The following is a 5,123-nucleotide window of genomic DNA, read 5'->3' on the forward strand; positions in this document are numbered from 1 at the left end:
TCCGGAGGGCGGGCGGCTGTTGCCCTCCGCTGAGTCCTGGCCCGCCACCGCCCGGGGTGCCCTCCTCGTCGATGGCCTGTGCCGCGTTAGCGATGCTCGGCCAGTTCGATGCGACCCGGCCCCCGCGTTGGTCTATCGCGCGGGATGTGCTCGGTTGGCTGGATTGACAGGTCGCGGGGGCTGCCGCACTCATCCGTCTGTCGCGCGGATGGGGCCGGATCACTCAAGCAAAGATGGCGGCATCAGGCTGCCGCGGCGCCGGCTCCGGTCTTGCGGTGGATATTGGTGCTCGGTGCTTTGGTCAACGCGGCTGTGGCCGATTGCACCGCGCCGGGGATTGTAGCTGCCTGCATGCCCGCGTCCATGCTGCGATACCCGATCGCACCGAGTGTTGTCGGTGCCCCGGGCCGCCGTTAAGCTGCCGGCCTCGACGCGGTGCCGCTACCGCGGTGTCCAATGAAATGCTGCAGGTACCAGCCCGATCCCCAAAACCGAGCATACCGCAGGTACTTGGCTTGGCTTTATTCCGACATGCACCGGCGAGACCGGCCCCGGGGCAGACCGCCGTGTTGAGCGCAGACGCTCCCGCCCCTCTGCGCCGATCTAGGTGTGGCCGATGACGCGGGTGATGCGCTTCGTTGGGCGTCTGGTGGCCAACTTTGGCGTCGCACTCTTCGGTGCCTTGATCGCCGCTGTGCTTGCCTATGTGCTCTGGGCGCGCGCACAGCCGCCGGTGCAGCTGTGGCATGAAGTGGCGCTCGAGCAGGAGTTCACCGCGGCGCGGGCCCAGGAGATCGCGAGCCTGGATGCCTATCGCGCGCTGGAGGACAGGCTCTTCGAGGAGCTGGACGCGAAGGTCTATGCCCATGTCCCCACCGGCCCCACGCAACGGCTGAACCGCTTCAGCCCGGGCAGCGCCTCCGACCCGCGGCAGCGCGAGCCGAACTGGAACCGCACCTTCGAGCTGATCCCCGAGCGTCCGCGGGGCGGCGTGCTGCTGCTGCACGGCATGTCCGACGGGCCCTACAGCCTGCGTGCGCTCGGTCAGGCGCTGTATGCGCAGAGCTATCGGGTTCTCGGGCTGCGCATGCCCGGCCATGGCACAGCACCGGCGGGGCTGCTGGACGTGACCTGGGAGGATATGGCTGCGGCGACGCAGCTTGGTGCGCGCCATCTCGCCGACTCCCTGGACGGCAAGCCCATCCACATCATCGGCTATTCCACCGGTGCCGCGCTGGCACTCGACTATTCGCTGGATGCCCTGGTGTATTCCGGGGCCGATTCCGGGGCGGATTCCGGGCCGGATTCCGAGGCGGGCGCCGAGCTGGCCGTCCCCGCGAGCCTGGTGCTGGTGTCGCCCGCCATCGGTGTCACACCGGCGGCGACGCTCACCCGTTGGTTTGCGCTGATGTCGCATCTGCCGGGGCTGGAGCAGCTCGCCTGGACGACTCTGGTGCCGGAGTTCGACCCCTTCAATTACAACGCCTTCAGTGCCAATGCGAGTCTTCAGGTCCATCGCATGACCCGGGCGACGACGCGGCGGGTCCGCAGGCTCGCTGCCGAGAGCCTCATCGAAGAGTTTCCGTCGACCCTGGTGCTGTTGAGCGTCGTGGACGCCACGGTGTCGCCGCGGGCCGCCGTCGACAATCTGCTCGGGCATCTGGCATCGGGCCGGCATGAGCTGCTGCTCTATGACATCAACCGTGAGGCCGTGGCCTCGCCGCTGATCGTCACCGACACCGCGGAATTGACCAAGCAGCTGATGGCCGATGCGAGCCTGCCCTTCGCCATCACCCTGGTGGGTAATGAATCCGCCGCGAACCGACGCGTCATCGCCCGCTACAAGGCACCTGGTACGGCCGAGGTGGCGCCCAGTGACAGCCTGTCGGGCACCTGGCCGGATGACACCATCGCGCTGTCCCACGTGGACTTGCCGTTCCCGCCGGATGATCCGCTCTACGGGCGCTATCCGCCGCAGGAGCCGGGGCAGGTGTTCCTGGGGCAGCTGGCCATCCGCGGCGAGCGCGGCGTCCTGAAGATACCGGCTCAGTGGCTGCTGCGCCTGCGGCACAATCCCTTCTACGAGTACCAAGAGCGGCGCGTGCTGGACTGGATCGATCAGGCCAATGCGCCCACAGGCAACGCGGACGATTGAATCCGACGCCTAACGCGGAGCACCATCCCATGCTGAACCAGATCAAACGCTTCTTTCGCGAGAACCTCGCGCCGAGCCGCGCGGACACCGCGGCTGACACAGAGCATCGGCTCCAGCTCGCCGTAGGCGCGCTGCTGCTGGAGATGACTCGGGTGGACGGCGAAATCCGACCCGAGCAATGCGCGCGTGTGGAGGCCGCCATCCGCCAACAGTTCGATCTGACCGACGAGGAGACCGCGCAGCTGATTCGCCTCGCCGAGGCCGAACGCGACGATGCAACGGATTACTTCCAGTTCACGCAGCTGATCAACGCCGACTTCACGGCGCAGCAGAAGGAAGCCATCATCGAGCAGCTCTGGGCCGTGGCCCTGGCCGACCAGGAGCTGCACCGGTATGAGGAGCATCTGGTGCGCAAGATCTCCGAGCTGCTCTACGTCCCTCACAGCGCCTTCATCGCGGCCAAGCATCGGGTGCAAGGCAGCGCCTGAGCGCCGCGGCGCCACCTGAATCCGGACGATCCGCACGCCGGGGCGGCCCTGTGGGAGCGCCGTCCTCGGCGCGACGAAAGCCGCTACCTTAGGATGTGCGCTAACCGGCGAGATCCGGGTCGAGATCCCAGGCCATGCCCCCGCCGGGAAGGGCGTGCCGACAATCGTGACAGGAGCAAGCATGATCGAGTCATTCCTAGACCCGATCACCCACGCCTCCCAACACCAACGGGCCGGCCCGTGTTCGAGCTACATCAAATCATCAAGACCTACGGCGAGCAGCGGGCGCTGGACGGCCTGTCGCTGCGCATCGAGCCTGCGACCACGACGGCCTTGATCGGGCCCTCGGGCTGCGGCAAATCGACGCTGCTGCGGGTGCTGATCGGTCTGATCGACGCCGATGCCGGCGAGGTCCTGCTCGATGGCGCGCCGCTGACGCCGGAACGGCTCCCCGAGGCGCGGCTGCGCATGGGCTATGTCATCCAGCAGGGTGGCCTGTTCCCGCATTTGACCGCCCGCGACAACGCCACACTGATGGCCGCGCACCTCGGCTGGCCGCGGGAGCGCAGCGCGGCGCGCCTCGACGAGCTGGCGACGCTGACGCACTTGCCGGCGGACGTGCTGGACCGTTATCCGGGTGAGCTGTCCGGGGGCCAGAATCAGCGCGTCGCCCTGATGCGCGCGCTGATGCTGGACCCAGAGATTCTGCTCCTAGATGAGCCGCTGGGCGCGCTAGACCCCATGGTGCGCAGCGAGCTGCAGGACGAGCTCAAGCAGATCTTCGCAACCTTGAAGCGCACCGTCGTACTGGTGACCCACGACCTCCCCGAGGCGGCTTTTCTTGCCGATCGCATCGTGCTGATGCGCGCCGGGCGGGCGGTGCAAACGGGCCTGCTGGCGGATATGGTGCAGCGCCCGGCGGAGCCCTTCGTGGAGCGTTTCGTCCAAGCCCAGCGCAGCCCCTTGGAGCACCTGGCCGGAGCGTCGCCCGCGGCGGACGGCCGCTCATGAGTGCCGCGACGCCGTCCGGGAGCGCCGGCCGCCCGACGCCGAAGGGGTCTCGGCGGGCATGTACTGAACTGCGCCAGCCGCTCGCACAGGCGTGGCGGCGGGCTCTGCCACGCCCCTGGCGGGTCGGCCTGCTCCTCGTGCTTGCCGTGTTGGCGCTCGCAGGCTGCTCGGACAGCGAGCGGGAAGTCGTGATCGGCAGCAAGAAGTTCACAGAGTCCGTGATTCTGGGCGAGGTGCTGGCGGGCCTGGTGGCGGATGCGAGGCTGCCCGTGCGGCACCGCCAGGCGCTCGGCGGCACCCGTATCGTCTACAACGCGCTGGTGAGCGGCGAGATCGACGCCTATGTGGAATACTCCGGCACCCTGATCCACGAGCTGCTCCGCGATGCCGGCCTGGAGCGGCTGCAAGACCCCGCCGAGCGGCGGCGGCGGCTCGCCGAGCGCCTGCGGCGCGACGGCATCCTGCTCGCCGGCGCCATCGGCTTCCAGAACAACTATGCGCTCGGCATGACCAAGCCGCGAGCGGCCGAGCTCGGTATCGAGCGTATCTCCGACCTCCGTGCGCATCCGGACCTGCGGCTGCGCTTCCCCAATGAGTCCATGGAGCGCAAGGACGGCTGGCCGGCCCTGAAGGCCGCCTATGCACTGCCGCAGCAGGACGTACGCGGCGTCGAGCACACGCTGGCCTACCGGGCCCTGGCCGCCGGCAGCGCCGATGTCACGGCGCTCTACACCACCGACGCCGAGATCGCCTACTACGACCTGGCAACACTGGTGGACGACCAGGGCTTCTTTCCCAGCTATGACGCCCTGCTGCTGGTTCGGGCGGATCTTGCACAGCGGGCGCCCCGCGCCCTGAAGGCCATGCGCCGCAGCATCGGGATCATCGACGGCGAGCGCATGACCGCACTCAACGCCGCCGTACAGCTGGACGGGGCATCGGAGCAGGAGGCGGCGGCGGACCTGCTAGCGCAGACCCAAGGCATCGCCATTGCGACGGATGCCGAGGGTCTGCCGGCGCGATTGGCGAAGAACACCGCGGTGCATGCCCTGCTGGTGGGCGTGTCGCTGTCGGCGGCAGTGCTCATCGCTGTGCCGCTGGGCATCGTCGCCGCCCACCGACGGCGCCTCGGGCAGGCGGTGCTCGCGGTCGTGGGCATCGCCCAGACTATTCCCGCGCTTGCCTTGCTGGTGTTCATGATCCCGGTGTTCGGCATTGGCACCGGCTCGGCGCTGGTGGCGCTCTTTCTCTACAGCCTGTTGCCGATCGTGCGCAACACCCATGCGGGTATCACCGGCATCGCGCCGGCGCTCACGGAGGCCGCCGAGGCCCTTGGGCTGCCGCCCCGGGCGCCGCTCTGGCGCACCGAGCTGCCGCCGGCCCTGCCGACGATCCTGGCGGGCACCACACACGCCCCGGGAATCACCGCCCACCCCGCCCACCTGACCGCGCAGCCCGGCCCCCCGCGC

At 68.8% G+C, this 5,123-nt stretch carries 4 protein-coding genes; all 4 read left to right on the forward strand.

Annotated elements, in window-relative coordinates; all coding sequences use genetic code 11:
- Positions 1 to 616: 616 nt before the first annotated feature.
- Positions 617 to 2,155, forward strand: coding sequence for an alpha/beta fold hydrolase (locus tag I6U14_RS14995; RefSeq protein ID WP_296900326.1), 1,539 nt, complete (start codon positions 617 to 619; stop codon positions 2,153 to 2,155).
- A 29-nt stretch (positions 2,156 to 2,184) separates the two neighbouring features.
- On the forward strand, positions 2,185 to 2,643 hold the full coding sequence (locus I6U14_RS15000) for a TerB family tellurite resistance protein (protein ID WP_296900327.1): 459 nt from the start codon (positions 2,185 to 2,187) through the stop codon (positions 2,641 to 2,643).
- A 240-nt stretch (positions 2,644 to 2,883) separates the two neighbouring features.
- Positions 2,884 to 3,654: an ATP-binding cassette domain-containing protein gene (locus I6U14_RS15005; RefSeq protein WP_296900328.1), complete on the forward strand. Its 771-nt coding sequence runs from the start codon at positions 2,884 to 2,886 to the stop codon at positions 3,652 to 3,654.
- A gap of 146 nt (positions 3,655 to 3,800) precedes the next feature.
- Positions 3,801 to 5,123 (forward strand): glycine betaine ABC transporter substrate-binding protein (locus I6U14_RS15010; RefSeq protein ID WP_296900329.1); only part of this gene is annotated, 1,323 nt, incomplete at its 3' end.

It is taken from the genome of Thiohalocapsa sp., from assembly GCF_019695415.1.
In the GTDB taxonomy this organism is placed as follows: Bacteria; Pseudomonadota; Gammaproteobacteria; order Chromatiales; family Chromatiaceae; genus Thiohalocapsa.

Excerpts from the sequence above, each read along its gene's own strand:
- I6U14_RS15000 (WP_296900327.1), top strand. The coding sequence starts at position 2,185 with ATGCTGAACCAGATCAAACGCTTCTTTCGCGAGAACCTCGCGCCGAGC.
- I6U14_RS14995 (WP_296900326.1), top strand. The coding sequence starts at position 617 with ATGACGCGGGTGATGCGCTTCGTTGGGCGTCTGGTGGCCAACTTTGGC.